At 70.7% G+C, this 23,163-nt stretch carries 26 protein-coding genes; 19 read left to right on the top strand and 7 right to left on the bottom strand.

The window, feature by feature from the left end:
• Positions 1 to 149 precede the first annotated feature (149 nt).
• Both ACWGIG_RS09930 and ACWGIG_RS09925 read left to right on the top strand, forming a co-directional pair.
• Entirely contained in the window at positions 150 to 404 is a 255-nt protein-coding gene (locus ACWGIG_RS09930; protein WP_453321036.1) for a hypothetical protein, read from the top strand.
• A gap of 1 nt (position 405) precedes the next feature.
• Positions 406 to 1,359 (top strand): ATP-dependent DNA ligase, encoded by a 954-nt coding sequence (locus ACWGIG_RS09925; protein WP_453321035.1) that lies wholly within the window; start codon positions 406 to 408, stop codon positions 1,357 to 1,359.
• Positions 1,360 to 1,370: 11 nt separating this feature from the next.
• Here the strand turns inward: ACWGIG_RS09925 and ACWGIG_RS09920 are convergent, their stop codons facing one another.
• Entirely contained in the window at positions 1,371 to 2,303 is a 933-nt protein-coding gene (locus tag ACWGIG_RS09920) for a hypothetical protein (protein ID WP_453321034.1), read from the bottom strand.
• A 277-nt stretch (positions 2,304 to 2,580) separates the two neighbouring features.
• On the opposite strand from ACWGIG_RS09920, the gene ACWGIG_RS09915 reads away from it, so the two are divergent.
• The 4 genes from ACWGIG_RS09915 (at position 2,581) to ACWGIG_RS09900 (ending at position 4,521) form a co-directional block, all read left to right on the top strand.
• Positions 2,581 to 2,730 carry a hypothetical protein gene (locus ACWGIG_RS09915; protein WP_453321033.1) on the top strand — a complete coding sequence of 50 codons (150 nt, stop codon included), beginning with the start codon at positions 2,581 to 2,583 and terminating at the stop codon, positions 2,728 to 2,730.
• A gap of 146 nt (positions 2,731 to 2,876) precedes the next feature.
• Positions 2,877 to 3,527: a hypothetical protein gene (locus ACWGIG_RS09910; protein ID WP_453321032.1), complete on the top strand. Its 651-nt coding sequence runs from the start codon at positions 2,877 to 2,879 to the stop codon at positions 3,525 to 3,527.
• Between the two features lie 119 nt (positions 3,528 to 3,646).
• The gene (locus ACWGIG_RS09905) at positions 3,647 to 3,940 is read left to right on the top strand and encodes a hypothetical protein (RefSeq protein ID WP_453321031.1); all 294 of its coding nucleotides are present in this window, start codon (positions 3,647 to 3,649) and stop codon (positions 3,938 to 3,940) included.
• Positions 3,941 to 4,083: 143 nt separating this feature from the next.
• Positions 4,084 to 4,521 carry a hypothetical protein gene (locus ACWGIG_RS09900; protein WP_453321030.1) on the top strand — a complete coding sequence of 146 codons (438 nt, stop codon included), beginning with the start codon at positions 4,084 to 4,086 and terminating at the stop codon, positions 4,519 to 4,521.
• 47 nt (positions 4,522 to 4,568) lie between these two features.
• Here the strand turns inward: ACWGIG_RS09900 and ACWGIG_RS09895 are convergent, their stop codons facing one another.
• Complete coding sequence (locus ACWGIG_RS09895; protein ID WP_453321029.1) at positions 4,569 to 4,742, bottom strand: hypothetical protein; 174 nt, start codon at positions 4,740 to 4,742, stop codon at positions 4,569 to 4,571.
• A 503-nt stretch (positions 4,743 to 5,245) separates the two neighbouring features.
• On the opposite strand from ACWGIG_RS09895, the gene ACWGIG_RS09890 reads away from it, so the two are divergent.
• The 5 genes from ACWGIG_RS09890 to ACWGIG_RS09870 all read left to right on the top strand — a co-directional run bounded on the left by ACWGIG_RS09890 (position 5,246) and on the right by ACWGIG_RS09870 (position 8,221).
• Positions 5,246 to 5,530: a helix-turn-helix domain-containing protein gene (locus ACWGIG_RS09890; protein ID WP_453321028.1), complete on the top strand. Its 285-nt coding sequence runs from the start codon at positions 5,246 to 5,248 to the stop codon at positions 5,528 to 5,530.
• Complete coding sequence (locus ACWGIG_RS09885; RefSeq protein ID WP_453321027.1) at positions 5,527 to 7,101, top strand: helix-turn-helix domain-containing protein; 1,575 nt, start codon at positions 5,527 to 5,529, stop codon at positions 7,099 to 7,101. The genes ACWGIG_RS09890 and ACWGIG_RS09885 overlap by 4 nt, the downstream gene beginning before the upstream one ends.
• Positions 7,102 to 7,671 (top strand): transcriptional regulator, encoded by a 570-nt coding sequence (locus ACWGIG_RS09880; RefSeq protein ID WP_453321026.1) that lies wholly within the window; start codon positions 7,102 to 7,104, stop codon positions 7,669 to 7,671. It abuts the gene before it with no gap.
• Positions 7,672 to 7,709: 38 nt separating this feature from the next.
• Positions 7,710 to 7,979, top strand: a complete 270-nt coding sequence (locus ACWGIG_RS09875) for a hypothetical protein (protein ID WP_453321025.1) — start codon at positions 7,710 to 7,712, stop codon at positions 7,977 to 7,979.
• A 107-nt stretch (positions 7,980 to 8,086) separates the two neighbouring features.
• On the top strand, positions 8,087 to 8,221 hold the full coding sequence (locus ACWGIG_RS09870; RefSeq protein WP_453321024.1) for a hypothetical protein: 135 nt from the start codon (positions 8,087 to 8,089) through the stop codon (positions 8,219 to 8,221).
• 118 nt (positions 8,222 to 8,339) lie between these two features.
• Here the strand turns inward: ACWGIG_RS09870 and ACWGIG_RS09865 are convergent, their stop codons facing one another.
• On the bottom strand, positions 8,340 to 8,729 hold the full coding sequence (locus ACWGIG_RS09865) for a hypothetical protein (RefSeq protein WP_453321023.1): 390 nt from the start codon (positions 8,727 to 8,729) through the stop codon (positions 8,340 to 8,342).
• Between the two features lie 287 nt (positions 8,730 to 9,016).
• On the opposite strand from ACWGIG_RS09865, the gene ACWGIG_RS09860 reads away from it, so the two are divergent.
• Together ACWGIG_RS09860 and ACWGIG_RS09855 are read left to right on the top strand one after the other, a co-directional pair.
• Positions 9,017 to 9,886: a hypothetical protein gene (locus ACWGIG_RS09860; RefSeq protein WP_453321022.1), complete on the top strand. Its 870-nt coding sequence runs from the start codon at positions 9,017 to 9,019 to the stop codon at positions 9,884 to 9,886.
• Positions 9,887 to 9,962: 76 nt separating this feature from the next.
• Entirely contained in the window at positions 9,963 to 10,379 is a 417-nt protein-coding gene (locus ACWGIG_RS09855) for a hypothetical protein (protein ID WP_453321021.1), read from the top strand.
• A 77-nt stretch (positions 10,380 to 10,456) separates the two neighbouring features.
• Here the strand turns inward: ACWGIG_RS09855 and ACWGIG_RS09850 are convergent, their stop codons facing one another.
• On the bottom strand, positions 10,457 to 11,884 hold the full coding sequence (locus ACWGIG_RS09850) for a transcriptional regulator (protein ID WP_453321020.1): 1,428 nt from the start codon (positions 11,882 to 11,884) through the stop codon (positions 10,457 to 10,459).
• Between the two features lie 225 nt (positions 11,885 to 12,109).
• Between ACWGIG_RS09850 and ACWGIG_RS09845 the strand changes: the two genes are divergently transcribed.
• The 3 genes from ACWGIG_RS09845 to ACWGIG_RS09835 all read left to right on the top strand — a co-directional run bounded on the left by ACWGIG_RS09845 (position 12,110) and on the right by ACWGIG_RS09835 (position 15,539).
• Positions 12,110 to 14,128, top strand: coding sequence for a hypothetical protein (locus tag ACWGIG_RS09845; protein WP_453321019.1), 2,019 nt, complete (start codon positions 12,110 to 12,112; stop codon positions 14,126 to 14,128).
• Positions 14,101 to 14,937 carry a nucleotidyltransferase domain-containing protein gene (locus tag ACWGIG_RS09840; protein WP_453321018.1) on the top strand — a complete coding sequence of 279 codons (837 nt, stop codon included), beginning with the start codon at positions 14,101 to 14,103 and terminating at the stop codon, positions 14,935 to 14,937. The genes ACWGIG_RS09845 and ACWGIG_RS09840 overlap by 28 nt, the downstream gene beginning before the upstream one ends.
• Before the next feature lie 65 nt (positions 14,938 to 15,002).
• The gene (locus ACWGIG_RS09835) at positions 15,003 to 15,539 is read left to right on the top strand and encodes an 8-oxo-dGTP diphosphatase (protein ID WP_453321017.1); all 537 of its coding nucleotides are present in this window, start codon (positions 15,003 to 15,005) and stop codon (positions 15,537 to 15,539) included.
• 157 nt (positions 15,540 to 15,696) lie between these two features.
• On the opposite strand, the gene ACWGIG_RS09830 is transcribed toward ACWGIG_RS09835, so the two are convergent.
• Positions 15,697 to 15,876: a hypothetical protein gene (locus ACWGIG_RS09830; RefSeq protein ID WP_453321016.1), complete on the bottom strand. Its 180-nt coding sequence runs from the start codon at positions 15,874 to 15,876 to the stop codon at positions 15,697 to 15,699.
• A gap of 181 nt (positions 15,877 to 16,057) precedes the next feature.
• Here ACWGIG_RS09830 and ACWGIG_RS09825 point away from each other — a divergent pair, with 181 nt between their 5' ends.
• The 3 genes from ACWGIG_RS09825 to ACWGIG_RS09815 all read left to right on the top strand — a co-directional run bounded on the left by ACWGIG_RS09825 (position 16,058) and on the right by ACWGIG_RS09815 (position 19,550).
• Positions 16,058 to 16,972: a RapZ C-terminal domain-containing protein gene (locus ACWGIG_RS09825; protein ID WP_453321015.1), complete on the top strand. Its 915-nt coding sequence runs from the start codon at positions 16,058 to 16,060 to the stop codon at positions 16,970 to 16,972.
• A 643-nt stretch (positions 16,973 to 17,615) separates the two neighbouring features.
• A complete protein-coding gene (locus ACWGIG_RS09820) occupies positions 17,616 to 19,010 on the top strand; it encodes a replication-relaxation family protein (protein ID WP_453321014.1) in 1,395 nt (464 codons plus the stop codon).
• Between the two features lie 90 nt (positions 19,011 to 19,100).
• Entirely contained in the window at positions 19,101 to 19,550 is a 450-nt protein-coding gene (locus tag ACWGIG_RS09815; protein ID WP_453321013.1) for a hypothetical protein, read from the top strand.
• 89 nt (positions 19,551 to 19,639) lie between these two features.
• On the opposite strand, the gene ACWGIG_RS09810 is transcribed toward ACWGIG_RS09815, so the two are convergent.
• Positions 19,640 to 20,089, bottom strand: coding sequence for a hypothetical protein (locus tag ACWGIG_RS09810; protein ID WP_453321012.1), 450 nt, complete (start codon positions 20,087 to 20,089; stop codon positions 19,640 to 19,642).
• The gene (locus ACWGIG_RS09805; RefSeq protein ID WP_453321011.1) at positions 20,086 to 22,662 is read right to left on the bottom strand and encodes a Helicase associated domain protein; all 2,577 of its coding nucleotides are present in this window, start codon (positions 22,660 to 22,662) and stop codon (positions 20,086 to 20,088) included. The genes ACWGIG_RS09810 and ACWGIG_RS09805 overlap by 4 nt, the downstream gene beginning before the upstream one ends.
• Between the last annotated feature and the right edge of the window lie 501 nt (positions 22,663 to 23,163).

Below are 23,163 nucleotides of genomic sequence, written 5' to 3'. Positions count from 1 at the left end.
CGGTCTCGGTGGAGGTGGATACGGACGTTGCAGGGTTGCCGGCCGGGGTGGATACGGCGGGTGGCAGGGAGACGCTGGGCACGGGTGTGTTCAGGGCGTGGTGCCCGGCTCGGAGTGCGGTTGTGTGCGGTCCGGATCACGCTGGAACCATGACCGTGATCACCGTGCACCGATTGGTCGACGACGCCAGGCGGGTCACCGTTCAGGTCCAGCCCGGTGGCGTCGTCCACGATCTCGGGCGGGCCTATTCGGATACGGATCTGGCCGAGGCGCTCAGGCGGGCAGGTCTTCAGGATGCGGAGGACCTGATCGCCGATCCGGGGGCGGTGGTCTGGGAGGGAGAGGGCCCGCACGTCTGGGGCAGCGAGCAGCCGCGGCCGCCGGGTGTACGTCCCGGGCGCTGACGTGGTGGAGCTGCCGCTCATCGCGCCGATGCTGGCCACGCCCGGGGTGCTGCCCGCTCCCGCGCGCGAGCATCTGTACGCGGTCGAGACCAAGCAGGACGGCATGAGAGCGATCTTGTACGTACCGGGCGACGGGACGCTGGTCATCCGGTCGCGATCGGGTGCTCCGGTGACGGCGGTGTACCCCGAGCTCCACGCCCTGGCCGACGTCCTCGCCGGGGTGCCGGCCGTGCTTGACGGGGAGATCGTCGCCCTCGACCCGCAGGGCCGCCCCGACTTCGAGCGGCTCCAGTCGCGGATGGGCGCCTCCCCGGCGAAGGCCGCCCGGCTCGTCGCGACGGTGCCGGTGCACATGGTGCTCTTCGACGCCCTGCACCTGGAGGGCCGCAGCCTGCTCGACCGCCCGTTCGCCGACCGCCGCAACGCACTGGAGGACCTTGGGCTCCAGGGGGCGCACTGGTCGACCCCGGCCGCGGTGGTCGGCCACGCCCGCGAGGCGTACGAAGTGACCCGTGAACACCATCTGGAGGGGATCGTTCTGAAGCTGAGGTCAGCCCCATATACGCCGGGGGAGCGCTCGAAGTCGTGGATCAAGCTGAGACATGTGCGGACCGCCGACTGCGTGGTCGGCGGGTGGGTGCCCGGTCGGGGGGCACTGTCCGGGCTGCCCGGAGCGGTCCTTCTCGGCGAGAGCGACGGGTCCGGCGGGCTGCGGTATGTGGGCAGCGTCGGCACCGGCTGGTCGGAGCGCGAGCGCGCGGACCTCGCCCGCCTCCTGGCCGTCGCCAAGGTCGAGGACTGTCCGTTCACCACGGTCCCGGACGTGCCCGGTGCCCGCTGGGTGCTGCCCCGCCTCGTCGGCGAAGTCCGCTACGCCACCCGCACCCGGGCCGGACGACTGAGACACCCCGCGTGGCATCGGCTACGCCCCGACCTGGCACCCGAGAACCTCTGACCCAGCCCCGGTCAGCGCACCGCGTACGTGCCAACCCGGTGGCGGGCGGTGTGCCGCTCCAGCTGCGCACGCACGCCCGGGTCGCGGAGGCGGAGCTCGTTCACGTGCAGCAGCGGGTTGCCCTCGCCGGTCGGCGGGCCCGGCGGCAGTAGTCGCACCTGCTGTGCGATCCCGTCCTTCCACCCGTCCGGTGTCTGGTGCCCGACGAGTTGGCGTATGACTGCCTCGGTGCCCAGGTAGATGACCTTGCGGCGGGCCTGGAGGTAACCGCGCAGGATCTGCCGCAGCGCGGCCGGCGTCTTGGGGGTCAGTTCGACCTCGACCGCGAACAGCAGCCCGGTGTCGGGGCGGATGACGACGAGGTCGGGCCAGTGCACCGACCGCACCCCCAACGGCACCGCCAGGGTCTCCCCGCGATCCGCGCCGACCGGCGCCAACTGCGGCGCCCCGACGTCGGCCAGGAGCTGCGCCGCCCGCCCGGGAACGGCGTCGGCGGTGCGCACCTCGCGCTCGGTGAGCACGACCGGCTGCCCGGTGCCGGCCTCCTGGCGCACCCCGACATCCGCAAGGGCGAGCCGGTGCAGCAGCCGTTCGCTCGGAGGGTGCGGTGCTCCCAGCCCGGTGCCCGAGAGGCGGGCGCCGCGTTCCGTCGTCCACACCACCGTCCCCGCCCACCGCGTCTCCGCCGACCGGAACAACAACCCCGCCTCCACCATCAGCCGCACCCGCGTCCGTGCCGTCTCCACCTGCCCGCCCCAGCACGCCGCCGCGGCCTGGCGCAGCGTCAGCGACCCGTACCTGGTTGCCAACGCGAGCAGCTGCTCGTCCGCGGCCGTACGCACCCACCCGTCGCCCCGGGCCTCCCCGGTGCCCTGCACCGTACGGCGCCGCTGCGCCCGCTTCCGGTACCCGCTCACCCGCACCGCGCCCTGGTCCTTCTCCATCTTGATCTCCCTCTAGTTGCCGTACCGGCCTGCTGAGGTGCAGGCCCGGGAGGGCAGCTTTTCGGGGGAAGCGGACACCTCCGTCGTGCAGCGGTCGACCGGCAGGCGGTCGACGCCGTGGTGCGCCCGGTGGTTGCGGTCGGCAGTGCGGGCCGCCCGGCGGACAGGGGCACACAGTGCCTCGGCAAGGCGTCGAACAGGACGGCGGCCTGGGCTGGTCCAGGCGTACGCTCGTGATCACAGCTGCACTCGGCAGCACAAGGGGAGGGGAACCCGCATGACGAAGAAGGACCCGAACTGGAACCTGAGCGACGCCGGCGACATTCAGTGGCGCCGCTTCGACGGCGACCCGGGGTGGGGGAGCACGGGCGATGCAGGCTCGGGCGATGCAGGCTGGGGTGTTGTGCCCGACAGTCGCTGGGACTGACCCGGTCGGTACCGGCCGGGTATGTTCGGCCGTCTGGCCCGGCGCCGCAGTCTCGTACCTGCGGCGCCGGGCCTTTGCGTTCCTCGGCAGGGCAGGAATCGTGCGAACGCCCCCGCGCGAAGAGGCTGTTCGTCGATGATGGCAGCATGATCGACCTTCCTGTTGTACCCGGCCGGGTGGCCGGGCTGCCGCGTGATGTGCGCGGCTATCCCGTTCCTGCGGAGAACGGCTGGGTGCGGGGCAAGCCGCAGCTGGCGCTCCAGGACTTCCGCCGGGCGGGCACGCTGTGGGCGGGTGCCTGCTGCGCGATCTGCGGTCTGCCGATGAACGGGGAGACGCCGTACCGGCTGTTCGCCGACGACGAAGTGGGCCCCACGCTCCAGGACGACGCCTGCATCAGGGATGACGGGCCGGGGCACCGGGAGTGCATGCTCTTCTCCGGTGCGGTGTGCCCCTTCTTCGTCTCGCCTGCCTCCCGGCGTACCCAGGGGCACGCGGCGTCGCCCAAGGGCACGAAACGTGGCACCCGCGCGTCGTTGATCGGCTTCCGGCAGGTCCTGCTCCGAGTGGAAGAGGAGGCGCCGCACCTGGTCTCGTTCAACTACCGGGGCGTCGTGGAGAACTTGTCGTTCGAGCTGGGCAAGGAGCTCCATGCCCAGCTGCGTCCCAGCGACCCGCCCCGCGGGACGGCCGCGGTACGCCGGTACTGGAAGACCGAGCCGGAGATCAAGCGGGCCTGGGCGCAGACCCTGCAACAGGCCCGCCAGCACGGTGTCGCGTCCCACCTCGGCCACTGACCGGCCTCCGGCCCGCCTTCCTCTCCGGCGGGGGCTCTGTGCCCGGGGGAAGCCGTGTCAGGTTGCTCCGGGCCGGCGAGATCCGTGACCGATCTCCGCAAGGCGTCGTTGGAGAGGCTATGGAGAAGACCCGTTCCGTGAAGTCCATGGTCCCCATCTGCGCCCCCGAGGACCGAGTCGACGTCTCCCGGCGTGCCTCCCCACTCGGCGACTACACCAACGTGTCCAACCAGTTCCTGACGCAGGAGCTCCTTCCCCTCCTGCTGTCGGCAGGCCCCGGTGCCACCGTCGAGTTCAAAGACGCTCCCGACGACTACGCGGGCCCGGTCTACGCGACGAAGAAGGACGCCGTGCAGGTGCTCCATCTCAACGGTGAGCCCGTCGGCCTGGAGGCCCTGCCCGCGGCACCGTAACCGTGGGCGCTGGGCGACTCCCCAATTGGGGAGTGATGCCCACAGGCCAGTTCTCGCAGGGGGCTTGGGCTTCCCGAAGGGGTTCGCAAGGTCTCCGAACGCAGGGCTCCTGTCCACAGGCTGATCGTCAGAAGCTGTCGATCATGGATACGAAAGCACCGGGCCGTGCCCGGAAGAAGAGGGACCGCCGGGGGCGCGCCGCGTGCCCGGTCCACTACCACTGGCTCACCGAGTACGAACGCGCTCTGCTCGTGGACGGGTTCCCCGTCGGCCTGCCGGCGCAGGTTCGCCTCCTCCTCGATGAGGGAGGCTGGAGCACCTCCGGTGTCGCGTCGCTGGCGCGCCTGAGGCCGTTCATGGTTCGCCTCCTCGCCCGGGGCTGGCGGCTGCCCGTCGGACCGGGACCGCGCCGCACCGTGCGCTACTGGGCTTCGGACCTGGTCTGCCCCGGGTGCATCGCCCATCGCCGGCTGGAGCGGGAGGAGCAGCAGGCCGCTGAGGACCGGAGGGCCCACCGCGAGCAGCTGCGCGAGCGCCGCCGGGCCCTGGAAGAGGCCCGGCGGCTGCGCCAGGAGGAATGAACGCCGCCGGGCCCCGGGGTACTTGTTCGCCTCGGGCCCGGCGGCGGTCACAGGGCGAGCGCGAGCGCCAGGAGCGCGGCGAGCGCGACCACACCGGCGATGGCGGTGTTCACCGGCGCGTCCAACTGGGGGCGGGTGTGCGTCAGGAAGACGAGGAATCCGATGGCGGTCCCGCCGGAGAGGAGGAGTACCAGGATCAGCAGGGCGGTCGTGGTCGGCATGAGGAAGTAGTCCTTCGCGGGTTCGTTGAGGCTCCGGAACACCTCGAAAGGAGGGGCTGGAGCGGGACGGGGACACCGTGCTGGATCGGGGGCTTAGCCCCGCAAGTCCTGCCGGTGGCCGTACTCAACGGCCTGACGAACGCTCATTCAATGTTCCTGAGCTGCGACTTTGTATTGAATGCGCGCGTGTACCAGGTGTAGGGGCAAGCCGCGCAAGTTCGTATGTCCGTCGCCGGACCGTCCTCGTGGCGGTACGGCTCCAACGATTGCAGCAGCAGGTGAAACACCCACTGAAACGCCGGGTGAAACGTGGAGCCGCGTTTCACCGCTGACCTGCGGTTTCTCCATGTCCTTCCGCTACGCGTACGGGCGTTTCACGGGGGCGTTTCACCAGCGAGCACCTGGACGCCGCCCACCTGCAGTGTGATCTAAAAAAGCTATGAGAGTGCGTATAAATCCAATGTTCATGCGTGAAATGCATGAACATTGGTAGGGTGCGAGGTATGGGAATGAGCTTGGAGGAATCGCTGCGGCTGACCGTCGCGGCGTTGATGCAGGCGACGGGGGAGTCGCAGCGGGTGGTCGCCGAAGTCCTCGGTCTGACCCAGACGCAGGTCTCGCGCCGTCAGTCCGGCGCCGCGTCCTGGCAGTTGGACGACGTCGACGCGCTCGCCGACCACTACGGCGTCCACCCCCTCGACCTGCTGAAAGGCCCGACGAGCGCGTGTGAGGCCCTGCCCGCCGGACGGCTGCGCACGCTGAAGGACAAGAAGGGGGCGACCCGATGACGGACAACTTCGAAGCGATCGATTCGCTGCTCGCCGCCGTCGCCCCGCAGGCCGTACTGCCCGAAGCGGCGGTGCGCCGGGAGCTGCGCGAGCGTGCCCATCTGTCCAAGGCACAGATCGCGAAGGCGCTCGGAGTGAGCCCGAGCACCGTCGCAGGATGGGAGTCGGGCCGCGACCCGGTCGGCGAGGTCCGTACGAAGTACGCGTACCTGCTCGACGGACTCCGCGACAAGCTCGCCACGGCGACCACGACGGTGGAGCCCCTCGAAGAGCCGGCCGCCGCCCCGGTCCCGGCAGACGCTTCGTCCGTCCCGGCCGCGCCCGAGGACGAGCCCGACGGCGACGTGGAGGTCCTGGCCGTCCCGGAGCCGTGCGTGCTGTGCGGGCGTCCGGCCGGTCACCGGATGGACGGCTTCGCCCAGCACCTCGACCCCGCCGACTGCCAGAACGTCCCCGCAGCCGAATCGGCTCCCGTTCCGGCGGAGCCGGTTGCCGATGCCGCTCCCGTACGTACGTCTCCGACGCCGCCGGCTGCAGATCGCACGACGGCCCGGCCGACCACGCGAGCGGGTGCGGGAAAGCCGCCGCGCGGGCGTGCGTTCCAGGACGAGACGGGCCCCGGCGACCTCATCACCCGAGCCGTGCAGGACGCCCTGTCCGAGCACGGCGGTGATGTCGAGGCCGCGACGGCCGCGCTGATCAAGCGGGCGATCCCGGACGCGATGGCCCTGCTGGACGAGACCCGCAAGGGCGGCCGGTACGACGTCGTCGCGCACCCCGCGCTGCCGAACATCCTGCGCAAGCAGACCTCCAAGGGCGCCGACCAGGTCTGGGAGGCCCGCCCGAAGTGGACCCGCGCCGAACTCCCGCCCGGTGCGCGCGAGGTGATCGCGCTCGACATGAACGCCGCCTACCTCTCCGCGCTGAAGACCCACCTGCCGATCGGACAGCTGGAGCATTCCTCCGGCTTCGACTTCGACCGCCGCCGCGCCGGGGTGCACCTGATCACCCCGCCCGCCTGGGAGCACGGGGACGTCCTGCCGAACCCGATCGGCAACCGGGACGAGCCCGGCCCGCTGTGGGTGACCGAGCCGACGCTGCGCCTGCTGCTGCGCCTGTCCGGCCCCAAGCACCGACTGTGTGAGGCCCCGGAGATCCACGAGTCGTACACCTCCGGCTCCACCGAGGGGCTGCTGGAGAAGTTCCGGGTGACGCTCACCGAGGCCCGCGCCACCGCCCTGGCCGACGGCGACGAGGTGACGCTGGAGTACGTGAAGGCGATGTACTCGAAGTTCGTCTCCACCCTGGGGGAGTCGAACTTCAACCGCGAGATCTACCGCCAGGACTGGATGCACCTCATCCGCTCCCAGGCGTTTTCCAACCTCTGGATGAAGGCGTGGAAGGCCCACGAAAGCGGGCTGCACGTCGTACGGGCCATGGGCACCGACGAACTCCACGTCATCGGCGACTGGCAGCAGGTGTTCCCCGAGGGCCGGGGCGTCACCGAGGTCAAGGTGAAGGACACGTACACCGTCGGCACCACCACCGACGACACGGGGGAGGAGAAGTAAGTGCCCGAGAAGAACATCGAGTTCGGGAAGTTCGGCGCGCACGGCATCAAGGGCGGCAGCGCGCTCGCCCGCCAGCTCGACCGGCTCGCCGGAGGCATCGCGACGCCGGTCACCTCAAAGCGGGGCTGGTCGGCCCGGCTGAACTACCTCACGAAAACCGACCACGCACGGGCGGCGGCGAAGGCCGCCGGCCTCACCGTCACCGACCGCACCCTCAAAGCCTGGCGCGAGGGCAAGCGCCAGCCGTCCCGGGCAAGCCTGGAGAAGATCGAGCGCGCCTACACCCTCGTACGCCGCCAGAACGTCGCCACGCACCTCCTCAAACGCCTCAACTCCGGCGGCGGCACCCGGGTGGAGATCCACCCGATCAACCAGTCCCAGGTCGACCAGCGCCTGAAGCGCGACGTGGGGTACCGCACGATGAACGTCCGCCGCTGGGACAAGATCGTCGGCTCCTGGGCTGCCAGCGACAAAACCGGCCTCGAAGCGGCCTGGGACGACGTCATCGGCGACCTCGGCTCCAACTGGGGCCAGTACGAGTACGTCACCAACGTGGGCTTCGCCGCCTGACCCGCACCACGATCCCTCCCAGATCCGGAAGGCGCATCATGGACCACCGCAACGAGAACCCGGCCGACCCGGACGGCTTCGCCGCACGCCGGGCCGCACAGCCGCCCGCCTCCAAGTCCCGCCGCCCGTACGCCTACAACCCGGACTCCTCCACCGCGACCTGCCGGGCCTGCCACCAGGGGGAAACCAACCTCACGCCCCAGGAGGCCGGCCCCTGGCACGCCGGGCACCAGCGCGCCTGCACCGGCAGCCCCGGCGGCCCCGGCCTCGTCGCACAGGAGGGCAAGATCCTCCGATTCCGGCGATGACCCCCGGCCGCCGGACACGTTGAACCTCTTGCCGCGCCCCACGGCCACATCGGATTGGAAGGACCACCATGGACACCCTCACCCCGGAGCCGCTGACCATCCCCACCATGACTGAGCTCGCGTGCTGGCCGCAGGAAGAGATCCTCGACTGGCTCTACCTCCTGGAGGACGACGAACGCGTCCCGGACGTCGACGTCGCGCGCGCCCACGCCGCGGTCAGCGCGTTCCTCGGCGTCGACTAGTCGCTGCTCGTACCGCACTCCACACCAAGCGCAGGGCCCGCTCCCCGGACATCTCAGGGGGAGCGGGCCCTGCCGTTCCTTCCGGCACTGCTTCTTCGGCACCCGGTTGCCGCCCGTTCTAGGTGGCCTCGTCCGGGTCACTCGACGGGCACTGTCGGGCGCGCGTGTTGTTCCAGTTCACCGCCGCCTCGATCTGCTGGCCGGTCAGCCCGGTCTCGCGCCGGAGCTGCTTGGGCTTGATCCCACCGGGATAGGCGAGCATCGCGCGATAGATCTTCCCCGCCCACAGCTCTTCCTCGACGTAGGGGCGCTGGGCGTACTGCTGCTGGAGTGCGGTCAGGTGCGCGGGCGAGCACACGGTGACCAGCCGGTTGCCGTCCATCTTGGGGTCGCTGGCGTGGATGGAGGAGGAGTCTGCGACCAGCGCCAGCCGGGCCGTCTCGTCGTTCAGCAGCTGCCCGCACAGATCGCAGATGTCCGCGAGCAGCGGGTCGTCGTCCGAGGCCATACCGACGGTCTACTCCGCCGCTGCGCCGCTGGGGAGCCCCCGTGAGGGGGCGCATTGGCGTACTCCTCGCACCCTTCACCGAGCCCCGGTCGCCCGGCTTCAGTGCCTTCTCGACGGCACCTCCGAAGTCCTCCGCGCGGGTGAATTTCGCCTCGCGTACGCGAGCGCAGCAAGGGTGTGTGCCCCCAACTCCCCCTGAAAACCCGCCTCTTGACACATTTCGGGATCTACCGGCATCTTTCGGGCACCGCTCATCGAGGGCGGCACCGAGCGAAAGGTTGGACACGATGACGAAGCGATCGACGTACGACGAGAGCCAGGCCGCCGGACGGCTGCGGGTACCGGTGGCCGCCTGGCGGTGGGCCGTCCACACCGGGCAGGTCCCCGCCCCCGACGCCGGGCCCGGCCTCTGGACGCGGGCGGCGGTCGAGGCCGTCGACGCGGAAGGCGTCCGCGCCGCGCTCCGCGGCCCGATCGGCGCCTCCACGGCGGCCGACCGGCTGACCGCCGCCGTCGGCGACCCGCTCCCGGTGCTGCGTCCGGCGGTGACGTCCCGCCAGATCGGCGACCTCGCACGCGCCGGATTCCTGACCGTCCTCGGCCCGGACGCCGACGCCCCCGACGTGCACCCCGACCAGGTCGCCGCCCTTGCCCGCCGCCGCGACCTGGAGCAGCTCCTCGACCGCCACCTCTACCTCGGCCCCGAACAGGCCGCCGTGCGCCTCGGCGTACGCCGCACCGAACTGAACGAGCTGCGCCGCCTGGGCTGGCTGCGCCCCAACCGCACCGTCACGATCACCTACAGCCGTTCTCGCGGCGGTCCCGTCGACGTCGACCTGTACGCCGGCCTCGACGTCGCGCTGCTCCCGCTCGTACGGTACGAAGTCGATTGGCCGGTCCTGCGGGCGGTCGGCAAGGGCCGCCGCTCCCCGCTCGCCGCGCTCGCCCCGGACGAGGGCGAGCACCTGGTCTCGCTGGCCGGCATTGGTCGCATCGCGGGAGTGGGACGGGCCGCTGTTGCCCAGTGGCGCAGCCTGCCCGGCTTCCCCTCACCGGCTGGCGGTACGGAGGCCAGTCCGCGCTTCCGCTGCGCCGACGTGGGGCCGTGGCTGCTGGCTCACCGCAAGCTGGCCCTTCCCAGCACTGCCGCCTGCTGAGGGCCGTGCGGGCGGGCGGCTGTTCGATGGGGAGCCTCCCGGAGACGGCCGCCCGAGCCCGGCAGAATCTCGGAGGGTGAGCACACGTATCCCCCGGCGCCCCTGTTCCTGGGAGCCGCATCTGGATCTGGTCCCTCCATCGCGCGCGTGGCTCTCGGAGGTCGCTGCAGCACTCGACGAAGTGGCGGCCACGGCGGGCTTCCTGGAAGGCCGCCCCTGGTCCTCGATGCAGGAGCTGGAAGAGGACCCGGGACGCCTTCTGCACATCCACACGGCCTGGACCCGCTTCCCGCTTCACGACGACGGCGTCATCCAGACGGAGATCGGGCCGATCCAGGGAAGCGACGGCATGTCACTGTGGGGCTCGGGCCTGGTCCGTATCGGTGTCAACGGGCAGCACGTGGAGCTCCTGGTGCGCGGTGTTCCGGCCGCAGGCGTCGCTGCTATGGCCTCCGCCTACATCGACTTCGCCGATGCGTCATACCGGGCGTAGGTCTGCACCCGGTTTCGACCCAGGCGAGTGTGCGCGGGGGGCTGGCGCTGTCCGGCGTACGCCAACGCCCCGCTGCGTCAGCTGTTCACGGCGGCGGCGATGAGCTGGCGGAGTTCGCCGCCGGCCTGCCCGTCGCCGAACGGCTGGGCTTCGTCGTGGAGTTCGACCAGGCGGTCCGCGACGCGCTGGGAGGCGATCGTGCCGAACAGGGCGAGGGCCCGTTCGGTCTCCAGGAGCGCGCCGTCGGTTTCGCCGACGGTGAGGTGGGTGCGGGCGAGCCCGAGGTGGTCGAAGGCTTTGCTGCGCACCCGGTGCTCGGGCCGGTGCTCCAGTGCCTGGTGGATCAGTAGGACGGACTTCTCGGCACGCCGGGTGCGGGCGTCGCCGGTGCTGTTCTTCGCGGCGATCTGGTGGGCGATGCCGAGGGTGGCGGAGAGTTCGGCGGCGTCGAAGAACGCGAGGTGGGCCGGTTCCTCGCTGGTGGTGATGCGGGTGAAGGCGTCCTGGGCCTGGTCGGCGGCGCGTTCGCTGGCGTCGAGGTTGCCGAGGATGGCGTGGAAGCGGGCTTCGAGGGAGGCGAGTACGGACGTGGTGGCGGGGGTCAGGTGGCGGCGGGCCCCGTACTGGGCGAGCGCGACCAGGTCCAGGGCGTCGTCGAAGTGCTCCAGGTGGGACATCTGCCGGGCCATGCATTGCAGCAGGTGCGCCCCGATCGCCCGGTCCTCGCCTTCGGCGGCGGCGTGCAGGGCGGTGATGAACAGGTGCTGGGCGCTGGAGTGGCGGCCCGCGTCGAAGGTCATCCACGCGGCCACCGAGCCGAGGTCGGCGACCGCGGAGAACAACGCCTTCCCGGTGGCAGCCGTGTACACGCCGGTGTCGAGGAGGGTGACGGCGTCGTTGAGCTGCCCGATGACCGCCTTGCGGGAGAGCGCGCCGCCGTGCCGGTTGTCGAGATCGCGGAACGTTGCGGTGACCGCCCTGATCCCCTCGACCTGGACGGTGCCGACCCGCTGTCCCGCGGCCTGCAACGGCGAGGGCTCTTCGGCAGTCGGGGCGGTGGAGGGCCAGCGCTGGAGCGGCGCGAGCAGGTCCTCGCCGGCGCGGACGGAGTGGGCTTCGTCGGTGGTGCGGGAAGTGGGCAGCATGAATTCGCTCCGGGTGATCTCTGCCAGGGCACCGATCGTGCTGGTCGCTTCCCACGGCAGATCGAGGTGGCGAGCGCCCGCAACCCCGTGAGGTCCGGGAAAGCCCAGGTCTGAGCAGATCAGAGGCAGTCCGGCACGGGCGCTGAGGACCTCGGCCAGGAGGGCGGGAACCGGCGGGCGCGGCATCTCCCCCTTGAGCCACCGCCTCACGCGGGATTCGTCCGGGGCGATCCCGCGCTCCCCGCGGTCGGCGGCAGCCACCGTGACGGCGCGTGCCAGCTCCACGTTCGACATGCCGGTGCGCACCAGCCAGTGCGCCAGCAGCCCGTTGGGCCGCCGCTCTCGCGCGGGCCTTCCCATAGGACGCCTCCGTGAGCCGAATCTGCCCAGCGTAGAAGGGGCTGTCCCCGTGGGGAACGGGGCCGGGTTTTTCGCCGAGGATTCGCCGGTCCACGCCGGGTTGCGCGCCGGGCAACCCGCCGGTCTCCGCCGCTCTTCGCCGAATTCCGGTTGCCCGCGGTGGCTGCTGCTCTGGTGGTGCGTGGCCGCCGACCGGTGCCGCGCCTGGCCGCAACGGAGGCCCTCATGCACTCCACCCCACTGCGCACGCCCGAACTCCCGCAGCAGGACCGCGCGTCGGTCGTCCTGACTACGCCGCCGTCCTGGCTGCGCGACGTGCTCACGTTCGCCACCGGCATCGACGGGGACGCCCGGGTGGTGGGCAGCGCTGCCGCCGCTGCCCTGCTGTCCGGGGAGTTCGGCCCCGCCGTTCCCCCGGCCGGCGGGCTGATCGCCGTACGGCAGGGCCACGTGGCCGACGTCCAACAGGCCCTGCACCGGGCGGGGCTGACCCAGTGGCACGCGGTGGGGGACTGGCCGGGAGTACCGGACGCCCCGGCCGGTCGGGGCGCCGGGGAGGATCTTGCCCTGCTACTCCAGTGGCTGAGCATCGGCCTCGACGAGACGGGGGCGGCCCGGGTGGCGGAGCACCGGCCGGGAGCGCTCGACGACGCACGCGCCGGCCGCCTGCGCCCCGTCCCCGGCGCGACGAACGACGCCGTGAACGCGGCGACGAACGCCTGGCACGCCCTCTACCCGGCGCTCGGTAGCAGTGGCGGCATGCTCCGCACCCCCGAGGAGATCGGCCACGAGCTCCAGGCGATATCGCCACAGCCGCGCACCCGTCCCGTCGCCTTCCCCCCGGCCGCCGACACCGCGGTCGCCGCCGTGCTGGCCTGGCACCAGGCCACGCCGCACCACCTCCACGAAGTGCCCCTCGTCCAGGCCACCGAGCGGTCCGACGGCGACCCCTGGCACGCCCCGGACGGCCCGTGGCGGGCGTGGCTGCAATCGGTGGCCTCCCCGGACACCCCGGACAGCAGTGACCCGGTGATCCACGCGATGCTCCACGCGCAGACCGGCCCCCAGAAACCCACCCACCAGGGGTGGCTGACCTACCAGCACGCCCTGACCGCCGCCCTGCTGATGGACACCGGCAACTGCCCGGCCACCGACCGCAGGGCCCTGCGGGTCGCCGTGCTCCTGCACGACGTCGCCAAGGCCCACAACCACACCGTCATCGGCGTACACGGCGCCGTCGGCTCGACCCTGTGGCCCCAGCACTGCCCGCTCAACCTCACCGACACGGAAACGGCCCTGGTGTCGTGGCTGATCCGCACCCACGACTACCTCGGCATCGTCGACCGCACCATCAAAGACCCGCAGGTCCGCGGCGGCATGAGCCTGGAGCGCGTCGTACGGGACCTCTCCGCACTCGGGCGCCCCTGGGAACAGGCCCTGGCGCTCCACCGGGCGCTGTACGACGCCGACATCGGCTCCGTCCCCGCCCTGCGCCACTTCCTGCCGCTCACCCCACTGCTGCTCGACGTCGTCCGCGCCGCCCACACCCCCGCTGTGCAGCGGCACGCGAAGAGCCGGCCGACGCCGATCGTCTGCTTCATCGGCCCACCGGGCGCGGGCAAGAGCACCCAGATCGCCCGGCTGCGGCGCCAGATCCCCGGCTGCGAGGTCCTGGCCACCAAGCTGCTCCTCACCGACCCGGTCCGGGCCCTGCTCACCGCAGACGAACAGGCCCTGCTCGACGCAGAGGCCGACCACCACGCCCGCACCCACCGGGAGGGGGTGCTGGCACCGTTCGCCTTCGACCAGGTCACCTTCCAGCTCGCCGCCCGCACAGAGGCGCCGCTGCTGCTCATGGACGGCTGCCCGCGCGGACTGGAGCAGGCCCGCCTCTACGCGGAGGGCCCGCAGTACGGGCGGACGCTCTTCGTGGAACTCACCTTCCCCACCGACGTGGCAGGGCAGTCCGTGGCCCGGCAGATCAGCCGGGAGAGGGCGGCGCGCGGCACGGTGACCGGCGAGCGCCGTACCCGCATGGACCGCCGCATCGAGACCTTTCTCGGCACCACCACCGACGGCCTGGCGTTCCTGCGCGAGGCCGGCGCCCCGGTCGTGACCCTCGACGCCACCCGCGCCGAAGAGGACCTCGCAGCCGAGCTCCACCAGCACCTTCAGTCCCACTTCGGCCGTACGGCCCCGACCCCGGGAGGCACCCGATGGATCCCATCCCCCGCACACATCTGAAGGAACTCGGCATCGAGGAGGTCCTCAAGCAGTTCACGGCGGACCGGGAGCCGGCGGCCGTCGGCGTCCAGGGGAGCTTCGTGCGGGGCACCTTCGACGTGCACTCCGACGTCGACGTCGTCCTCGTCTACCCCCACGCGGCCCAGGCCCCGGACGTGCAGCCGCACCGCTTTCAGGACCTGCAGGAGCGCATCTGGTCGATCTGGCGGCTCAACCTCGACCGCGTCGATCCCGCCCACTGGTCCGAGGCGCAGCGCTACTGCTACGGCCACGAAACCCTGGTCTACCGCGACCCGTCCGGCCAACTGGAAGCCCTGTGCGGGCAGGCCCGCTTCACCGACCGGCAGGTCCGCGAACGCGTGGCCTGGTGCGTGGGGAAGATCGTCAACCGCCGCTTCTACCACCTCGACGACCACGGTCCCGAGTTCCACGGGATGGAATCGGGGCTGCCGGACATCACCGAGGCCCGGGGCGACTTCGTCGCCGCCCACCAGTGGATCAACGACACCCTCGGCCTCCTGGTGAACCTGGTCTTCGCCGTCAACGGGCGGCCCACCGCGTCACCCAAGTCCCGCATCAGAATCATGCGCGCCCTGCCATGGTTCCCCCGGGAACTGGGCATCCGTCTGGAGCGCCTCACCCTCGTCCGCGCGCACACCGGCCAGGACTACCGGCGGCGCAAGCACCTCCTGCGGCAGATGCTCAGCCTCCTGTGCGACGAAGCACTCCAGCGCGGCCTGCTCGGGGACGACCTCGCCGACCTCTACCACGCGGCCCTCGGCCCCAACACCGACGACACGGTCCGCTGATGAGAGCTGTTGGGCGGAAACGCCCCGTATCCGCCCAACAGCTTTGACAGGATGCCGATATGGCGATGAAGCAGATGCGTCGGACGACCTTGTGCACCGCGACCCGGACCACCGCTCAGGGGCGGTGGGAAGTGCTGCTGGGCGAGAAACTGTCGGGGTTCGGGACCGGCAGGACCGTCGTGATCGGCGGACACATCGACCCCGGCGAAAACCCCGAGGAAGCCGCCGTACGAGAGCTTGAGGAAGAGTCCGGGCTGCGGCCGTCGGGCAACGTCCTGCACGTCGCGAACCTCACCTTCACCTTCCCCGAGCAGCGGTGGGACCACAGCACCCCGGTCTTCCTCGCCACCGAGCCCGAAGGACAGTTGAGGGAGTGCGAGGAGATCCGCCCCTTCTGGTGCCCCATCGAGGAACTGCCGCTGCACAACATGTGGGCCGATGTCGCCTACTGGCTCCCGCAGGTCCTGTTCGGCATCCGCGTCAAAGCCGCCATCACCTACACCTCCAGCGACCGCCTGGTGGTCACCGACGCCTGCCTCGCACCGCTCACCGACCTCGACGAACCGCTCTCGCTCGGCGCCCCCATCACGGCGACGGCCTAACAGCGGAGCTGCTCCGGCAAGGGCACGCTGCGCATCGCAGCTGCACTCCCAGGGCCCCTGTCCCTTGTACGCACGCCGGCCCCGGGCAGAGGAACTGCGCGGGGCCGGCGTGCGTCTCGTGCGGGATCGTGCGCGGGCAGAGCCGGGCCCGGGAACATCAACTGTCCGCTGGCGGCTGTTCGCGCTGCTTCTTCCTGACCCAGTCGTGCATGGCCTCGATGAGCGCGTCGGACGGTGAGCGGAGTTCGGCGGCAGCGAGTCTCTCGAACTCGTCCCGCAGTGCCTTCGGGGGGCGGAACCCCATGACCTTCGTCTGTCCTGTTGCTGGGCGTCCCATGGCTCCCTTCCTTTTCTGTTTAACAGAATCCAGTCTCCATGTGGGCGGACGGGATTGACAAGGCGGGCGGATGTCCTGTTTTCTGTTTAACAGAAACCGGCGTTGAACAGCCTTGCAGTGGAATCTTCGCTGATGCTTGCGGTTGGGATCGCTGGCCATCAACTGCCGAACAGGAGAGTCAGTGAGTACCTACCTGGAAGATCTCGCCGCCGCCAAGCGCGCCCGCCACGGCGTGTGGGGCTGTACGTGCGGGGCCGATAATCCGCGCCATTACGATGCCTGCCACGACTGCCAGCGGCCCTCCTGGACCTGCGCGGCCTGCGGCACGGTCAACCCGTCGCACTCGACGTGCACCGAGTGCGGCGGCCAGACCCCGGCCGAACTCCTCGGTGACGAGGGCGAGCCCACGTACGCGGAGTGGTGCGCGCTCCAGGTCGGCCCGCGCCGCGTCGGCGGCACCTACGACCACGGCTACGACGGCAGCGCCTACGAGGTCCTCGCCCTGGAGCGCGGCCCGCGCCCGCTCGGGACCTGGCCGACATGGTCGATTACGGTCCGCGGAGACGACGGGCAGGAACGCACCCACTGCACCGGCTGGGACCCCCGCCGGGACCGCATCGTGTCCCAGGCCCCGGCCGACGTCACGATCGTGTCCATCGGACGCCTGCACGATGGTGTCGAGGGCGAGTACGCCGACATCCTGCAGCACGCCACCATCGGCCTCGACCTCCGGGAGCACTTCGCCGATCCGCACCGGGTCAGCTCCGAGCTCCGCCAGCAGACCGCCCACGACCAGGCTGTCCGCGACACGGTCATGGACACCCCGGGCATCCGTCCGCTGCTCGCCGCGACCGCCCTGCAGATCGAGGCGTACCTCGCCGGGCCGACGACCGCCCCGATCACGGTGGTGACCCAGTGCGCCGGCGGACGCCATCGTGCAGCTACGACGGCTCTGGCCCTGCGCGCGGTGGTCTCCGGCGACGTCGAGCAGGCCGCTATGTACGGGATGGCCGAGGCTGCCCAGAAGTTCACTGACCGCGGCCTGACGGTCGATGTGGCCCACCGCGATCTCGACAAGGAGGTCGTCGACCGCTGACGAGGAGTTCCTGACGCCCGGCCCGGGATCCTCCCCCGGTACGTCGGGAAACCAGACGGCCCCCGGGTGTGCACGTTCGCCGGGGGCCGTCTGATGGAGGTAGTGCTCGGGGGCACTGCCCTCTCCAACGATGCTTCCGGCGGGTGGGTCACGGTCCGCGCGGGGAACCCACCACGCCTTCCCCGACATCAACCATGGTGGTTACGTCGGCACTTTGGTACCAACCATGGTCGTGGCCGCCTCGGTTGCTGCCATGGTGAGTACCGGTCCTCGACAGTCGGCCCCGGTCTTCCTCACGGCCAAGAGCCTCCTGGCAAGCCGGGGGTTCCTTCCTGCTGAGCAGCCGGGCAGCCGGGTCAGGAGCTCCTGCTGGGCACCCTTGCGTTCCTCCTTCGGAACCCACTTGGGTGCCACGACACCGTCATCCCACAAAACCCCTGATCAGATCCGGTTCTGAACCCGTTTCAGCGTCGTCACAACCCTCTTCTCTCCCCTTGTTGTCAGTGGTGGGGGAGATCATCGGGTCCGACGGGCCGGATGCCCTTCCCCAGCCCCCGGGCTGCCAGCGCACCTGGGGGCGTCCGGCGACGAGCCGGCCGAACGGGAGGGGCCGCGGCGACACGAGAGGCAGGGGCGGGAGTTCATGGCACGCAGGACGAATTCGGCGGGATCCTCCAACGGGCTGCGCGGGGACGTGCTGTCCGTGCTCGGGGTGCTGAAGGTGGCCACCACCGACCAGATCCAGCGGATCGCTTCACCGCACCTCTCGTACCGGCACACCGACAAGAAGACGCCGTCGAAGCGCAAGACGGCCCGCACCGCCTCCCACGGAGGCGCGTTCGCGGACCTGCGTACGGAGGGCCTGGCGCAGAACGGCGGCACCACCCCCGGCGGCGAGCGCCTGCGCCACCTCACGGACAAGGGCGTGAAGGCGGCTGCGTACGCGCTGGACCGGCCGGTGTGGGAGATGGGCGGCACGGGTAGTGGTGCGGGCTCCAGCGGGGCCGATCACCTCATGTCCGTGAACGAGACGATGATTTCGCTGCTGAGGCCGAAGCCGGACCTGCTGCAGCTCGCTGACGACGAACCCGAAGAAGCCTTTGAGGCGGCCCGTGCAGCGGTGGCGGCTCCGGCCGGGCTGGGCACGCTGGCCGACTACATGACCGAGGTGGGTCTGCCCGCCACGGGCACCTGGACCACCCCCGGCAAGGGCGGCGCCCAGGCCGACCTCGTCGTCACCGCCCCGGAAGACGGCATCCCCCTGCTGTTCGTCGAGGTCGACAACTGCCACATGAGCGCCCAGAAACTCGCCGGGAAGATCGCCCAGTACAGGGCGTTCTTCGAACGGCCCGCCACCAGGGCACAGTCCGCGCACGCTCCGGTGAACCCGATGTGGCGCACCCGGTGGCAGGTGCCCGACCCGGAGTACGGGGAGAACCCGTACCCGCCCCTGCTGTTCGTCTTCAATCGCCTCGGTGAGCGCAACCCCGACACCGTCATCCCCGCCGTGGAGAAGCTCACCTGGCGGCACTGGGCAGGCAGCGAGCACCGGGGCTACACCTCGTACGACGGGAAGATCCCTATCGTGGTCACCGGGTTCAACATGCTCCGCGAGCACGGACCCGCCGGCGCGGTCTTCCGCCGCTTCGGGCGCGAAGGACTCCAGCCCCTCCATGAGGCGATCGGCAACCCCCGCCGGGACGCCGCCCTCATCCGCCAGCGCGCAGCCGCCCGCGAGGAAGACAAGCGCAGGGAAGAAGCCCTGGCACAGGAGAACCGCGAGCGCCAGGAGCACGAGGAGGACCGCCGTCGGCAGAAGGCCGCCGCCTGGCCGTGCCCGACCTGCAGCCGCACGACCTGGCCCGAGCGCCGGGGCAGCGACGGGCGGTGGGAAACCTCCGCGGAGCGCGGCGGCGACTGCGACCTCTGCGCCCGGCGCAGGGAACGCACCCGCCAGGAAGCCGAGGAGCGTGCCGCTGCCGAAGCAGACGCGAAGAGGGAAGCGAAGAAGAACGGCCTCTTCGGATTCCTGCGCTGAACCTCAGAGGTCTGTGCGGATCCGCCCGACTGGCACCGGCTGCTGCCCGTGCCAGTCGGCCCCGTCCGGGTCGCCTGGCATGATCGGAGCATGTTCTCCCTGCTCCGCCGCCGCCCCGCCGCCCCATGCTCCGCATCCACCAGCCGCCCGGCCCCGGGCGAAGAGGCCCTGGTGTGGGCTGATGCTGCGGTGCTGGAGCGGGCGGACCGTATCCGAGCGGCCTGGACCACCGCGGGTATGGACACCGGCCTGCTCGGCCCGGCTCCGGCCTGGCTGGACACCGCCCGCACGGGCACCCCGGTGCCGCTCGGCCCCGACGACCAGACGATGCTTGCCGCCTACCTCGGGACCCCCTGGATGAGTGTCGCCTCGCAGGCGGGCTGCGAGGCGGCCCTGCGCGAGGTGGAAGCCCTTGGACTCTGGCGCGAGCTGCGCGCGGAAGGCGTCACCGCCATTCCGTGCGAAAAGACCAGGAAATCCCCCGAGCAGATGCGCGCCCTGCTGGAGAACGCGCGCGCATCCCGCCCCTGCCCTTCCTGACCTGCCCGAGCCAGTACCTCCCGGCGCTCGCTGCCTCCTGCGGGAACTACAGGGGGCAGGTCGGTGACGGCCTCGACCCAGGGCACTGATCACAGCATTTCGGCGATGCCCCACGGGCCGCAGAGGTCGTTCAGCCACCGGTCGGGCAGCTCCCCGTCCCACCGCGCGCTCAGCGCAAACCGGGCCGACGACAGCCGCTCCAGAGCGATTAGCGACACCGGGTGCGCGAGCAGCTCGTGCCGCCCGTGCTTCGCGATCGCCGACTGTGGCCCGTAGTCCGCGTAAAGCCGCACCAGTCGTTCCTGGTACCGGCTCACGAACTCCTCCAGCCGCTCCGGGTATGTCTCCCGCTCCTCCTCAGTGATCACCGACCACAGGACCGGCAGGACCTCCTCGGTCATGCCGTCGTCGAAGCGGACATGCACCGCGAACGCGGCGTACGAGCGCACCGCGACCGCCAACGCAGCGTCCGCGTCGCCCTCCCGCACGTCCTCCGCCGCCCAGTCCACCGGACCGCTGGTGTACGCATCCGTGCTCATACCGTGCTCCTCCTGGCCGTGCCCGCCGCCCACCGCATCCCCAGCTTGTCCAGCTCCGCCCACCGCTCGTCGGTGAGCTTGTCGGCCCGCTTGCGGAAGTTCTCCACGATCATGCCCAGCTTCACGCTCACCACCTCGCCTTCAACGCCGCCCTGAGCGCCTCCCGGGCCGTCATGCGGCTCCAGCTGCTCTACGTGCTTGCGGGGCACGTTCAGATGCCCCTCACGGGCGTGGAAGGCCCTCGCGGCCCGCAGGTTGAGCATCCACTTGTCGTCCTGCGTCCGCCGTTTCACCGGCTGCTCGTCCTCGCCGGCGGGTTCGAGTCCGAGGGAGTACTCCAGGAGGTACTGCTGCGCGGGTACCAGCTGGTCCCAGCCGTACCGGCAGGACTGCACCCATTTCCCCAAGTCCTCGCCCTGGACGACGAGTTCACCCGGCCCGGTGGGTACGGTGCCGCCGTCCTTCAGGTGCTGCTGGGTGAGGCGCAGGCGCCGCTGCCAGGAGGTGTCCCAGGCCGGGCACCAGCCGGGGTCGATCTTGTCCAGAGCGTCGCGCCGCGTCTCGGTCAGTGCCCCGGCCTCCGACTCGATGGGAAGGCCCGCCTCGCGGCGTTCCGCGATCGTGTCCGCGATCTTGGCGGCCTTCCTCGTGTTCTTCAACCAACCGCCCAGCTGCCGTCCTTCCCAGACCGCCGTCACCGGCGGCAGCAGATGCCCGTGCGCTTCCATCCAGCTGCGCGCACACTCCAGCCACCCCTCGAACGAGGCTTCCAGCTCCAGCGGATTCCAGACCATCCCCAGCTCATCGAGCTCGGTGACGCGGGCGGGATCGAGCTTCCCCGCCCGGTAGTACCGGCGCTGATCCGCGTGCCAGACCCCCAGCGGATACCCAGCAGGTTTCCAATCCGGAGGGGTGATGAACGCCTGCGGCACCAGGAGCCCGTCACCACCGACCTTCTCGCGGTACTGCACGGACGCCTCGATCCCGCGCCGCCAGTACGTGTTCTCCGGCTCGATCACCCGCAACCGCACGAACCGCGCGAGCTCGGCCGGGTCCCACGGCTCCGCGAACCGCAACACCTCACGGGCTGGCGCACGGAGCGCGTCCTCGGCAACCTCCTGCTCCGCGCCCTCGGTATCCGTAGCGTCCGCCTCGGCGTCCTCGTCGTCCTGCCAACTCCCGCTGCGCACACGGGGATCGGCGAGCGCTTCCACGACCCGGGAGTCGTAGGCACGGAGCGCTGACAAGATCTTCGCGAGGGGCTCGTGACCCTTCGAGGACAGTTTTCCCTCGGATTCCCCACCCGGAGGAGAGAAAACAAAGACCACCAAACTCGCTAGTTTCTCTTTCCCCGGACGCAAGCGCAGGGCACGTCCTACCATTTGCACGATGTCGACCATCGAACCCCGCGTGTCACAAAAGGCGACAGAATCACAATTCACGGTGTCGACTCCTTCCGCGATCACGCGAACGGAGCTGATCACCCGCAATGCCGCCGGATGCATTCCGTTCTCGTCCTCGATGACGTCGGCCCCGAACTCCTCCAGGACGGCCCGCCGGTGGGCGGGGTCGTGGTCGCCGTACAGCCAGTCCGCCCACACCCGCTCCGGCGCATGGAACGTCTCCGGATCGTCCTCCCAGAGCCGCCGCGCGACGTCCACGAGCCCGCCCGCCATGGCCTCGGCGTCCGCCGTCCGGCTGTGGAAGGTCAGCGTCTTCCGCATCTGGTGCTTGGCGGCGGCCTTCACCAGCCCTGTCTGCAACGCCGCCAGGCGTGCCCCGCGCAGGGCGTCCGATCCGTTCTCGGACTCTTCCAGCGCGATGCGCAGCTCCGGGTCGTCCACGTTGACCACCACGACCTGAAAAGGCGCTACCAGCCCCTTGCTCACTGCCTCCGAGAGCGGTAGCTCGAAGCACACAGGGCCGAAGATCGGGGAGTCCGGCTCCATGCTCGCGATCAGGCGCGGCGCCGACCGTCCGGCCCGCTGCGCGTCCTGGGTGGTCTCCCAGACCCGAGGGGTCGCCGTCATGTACACCCGGCGCTCCGCCGGGATCCGGGACTGGTCGTGCACGGCAGCCCACGGCTTCAGACCGTCCCCGCTGGTGCGGTGCGCCTCGTCCACAATGATCAAGCTCCACGGCCCGATGCCGAGCTTGTGCGCGTCCTCCAGGACCCCGTTGCCGAGCGAGTGGTACGTGGCCAGCACCGTGACCTGATCCAGCGACTGCACCCACCCCGCCAGCTCAGCGGCATCGGTCGTGCACGGCACACCCTCCGACTTCGAGGCCGGCAGCGAGCACGCGCCCACCATCGCCCCCGTACGGCCTGCGGCCCGCCACGCCTTCGCCGTCTGCACCAGCAGATCGAGGGACGGCACCAGGACCAACACCCGCTTCGCGTGTAGCTGTTGGGCCACCGCAGCGGCGATGCGGGTCTTGCCGGTCGCAGTCGCCGCGATCACCTGCGTCCGCAAGCCCTCGGACGGCATCACACCGCCGGCGGGCACCTGGAGCGCCCGCAGTACGGCGTCGACCGCTTCCTTCTGGTGCGGGAACAGCGGATTACCTGACATGACCAGTCCCTTCACGACCTGCATTCGACGGATGAACCGGAACGGCATCCCGGGGCGTACAGAATTCGGTTATGGTGGCAACCAGGAGATCGTGAAGAGGCTTTATCCGGGCGCTTTACGATCCACGGATCGAGTCTCTTTCTCCAGACCCCACCGACGCTCCGGGGGTGGCCGCTCATCACATAGCCTACCCTGCCACAGAAGTTTGACGCACTACCCTTGCGAGGGCTAGTGCGGAGGGGGTCGGGTCTGCTACGGTGAAACCTCACCCAATCGGGAAGCAGCCGATTCCGGGCCTGGTTCGAACGGCACTCCGGACCAGAATCAGCACCCGCCCACCCCTCCTGACCCCCACTCAGTCCGCAGGAGACAGCAGACCCGCCCCAACCCCGCAGCCAGCCAAGGCCACTGCGAAGCAGGGGCCGCAAGGCCGGATCGCGGAGCGATCGGGCCCGCCGGAGCGAAGCGCCGGCCCCGGGTCGCGGAGCGGCCCGGATACGT

This window comes from Streptomyces sp. NPDC054863 (assembly GCF_053610825.1).
Note: the sequence above shows the minus strand (reverse complement) of the source record. Positions and strands in the feature narration are given on the sequence as shown.